Raw genomic sequence first — 1,712 nt, 5'->3', positions numbered from 1 at the left:
CCGCCGCACCGGGTCGCGCTCGCGGACCTCGTCGGCACACCGACGTCGGCCGACCTGGCGGCGCGCTGGGCCGCCAGGACGGCGACGCCCGAGGCCCTGACCTCCCTCGCGGCGCCGGTCGCCGCCACGGACCGGGTGGTCGTGCTCGACCTGCTCGCCGACGGTCCCCACGCGCTGGTCGCGGGCACCACCGGCGCGGGCAAGTCGGAGCTGCTCCAGGCCTGGCTGCTCGCGCTCGCCGTGCGCCACCCGCCGGGCGAGCTCGCGATGGTGCTCGTCGACTACAAGGGCGGAGCGAGCTTCGGCCACTGCGCGCGCCTGCCGCACGTCGTCGGCCTCGTCACCGACCTCGACCCGGGGCTGGCAGGCCGGGCGCTCGCCGGGCTGCGCAGCGAGCTCGCGCGCCGCAAGCGGCTGCTCGCCGGCGCGGGCGTCACGGACGTCGAGGACCTCCGCGCCGCACGGACGGCACCGCCCCGGCTCCTCGTGGTGGTCGACGAGTTCCGCGCGATGGCCGCCGACCTCCCGGACTTCGTGCCCGGACTCGTCGACCTGGCCGCCCAGGGACGCTCGCTCGGCCTGCACCTCGTGCTCGCGACGCAGCGTCCGGCCGGTGCGGTGACCGCGCAGATGCGCGCGAACCTCGCCCTGCGCGTGTGCCTGCGGGTCACCGACGCGGCCGACTCCGTCGACGTCGTCGAGGTGCCCGACGCCGCCGCGCTCCCCCCGGACGTCCCGGGCCGCGCCGTCGTCCGTCGCGGCGGCAGGACGACGGTCGTGCAGACGGCGTGGGCCCCGCTCGGTCGGGGCGCCTGGACCCCGCCACCCGGACCGGACGGGACGGTGACGGCCCGGTGGGTCGGCCGGCCCGCAGTCCCGCGACCCGGTCCTCGGGAGGTCCGCACGCCGTCGAGCAGGGACCACGCGGCCGCGCTCACGGACGCGGTGCTCGGTGCCGCCGACCGGCTGGGGCTGTCCCGGCCGGCCCCGGTGTGGTCGCCTCCGCTCCCGGACGTCGTGCCCGAGGAGCGGCTCGACGGCAGTGCCGACGAGACGGACGACGGGCTCGTCCTCGGGCTCGTCGACCTGCCCGACCTGCCCGGCCACCGCCCGCTCGTGTGGTCGGCCCGCGGACCGCTCGTCGTGGCCGGCCGGCCCGGCTCGGGTCGCACCACGACCGTGCGCACCACCGCCCGAGCGGCCCTGGCGCGCGGCTGGGAGGTCCACGTCGTCGGCCCCGCCGGGCTCGACCTCCCGCCCCACCCGGGCCTGGGCACCACCGCGAGCGCCGACCACCCCGCGGTCGTCGCCCGGCTGCTGCACCTGCTCCTCGAGCGCTCCGCCGCGCCCGCGCACCTCGCTCCACCGCCCACGCTGCTCGCCGTCGACGACGTCGGGACCGTCCAGCGCGCCCTCGAGCGGCTGCCGCGCGGGGCCGGCGCCGAGCTCCTCGAACGCGTCCTCCGTGACGGGCCGCGTCGCGGACTGCGCGTGGTCGTCGCGGGTGCTCCGGGCGACCTGACGAGGCAGGCCCGGCACGCCACCGACCGGCTCGTCCTGGCGACGGAGACCCACGACGACGTGCTCCTGGGCGTGCCGTCCGCGCTCGCCCCAGGTCCGCGCCCGCCGGGCCGGGCCGTCCACCTGGGCCCGGCGGAGGCCCGGCGGTGCCAGGTCGCGCTGCCCCGGACCGGCTCGGTGGTCGGCGGCCG

Annotated in this window: 1 protein-coding gene; it reads left to right on the top strand. The window is 79.4% G+C overall.

Translation table 11 applies throughout. The annotated features are described in order from the left end of the window. A partial coding sequence (locus tag ICW40_RS19960) for an FtsK/SpoIIIE domain-containing protein (protein WP_260459503.1) occupies positions 1-1,712 on the top strand: 1,712 nt, incomplete at both ends.

Origin of the sequence: Actinotalea ferrariae, assembly GCF_019733465.1 — a bacterium.
In the GTDB taxonomy this organism is placed as follows: Bacteria; Actinomycetota; Actinomycetes; order Actinomycetales; family Cellulomonadaceae; genus Actinotalea; species Actinotalea ferrariae_A.
This window is presented reverse-complemented; position numbering and strand designations above follow the sequence as displayed.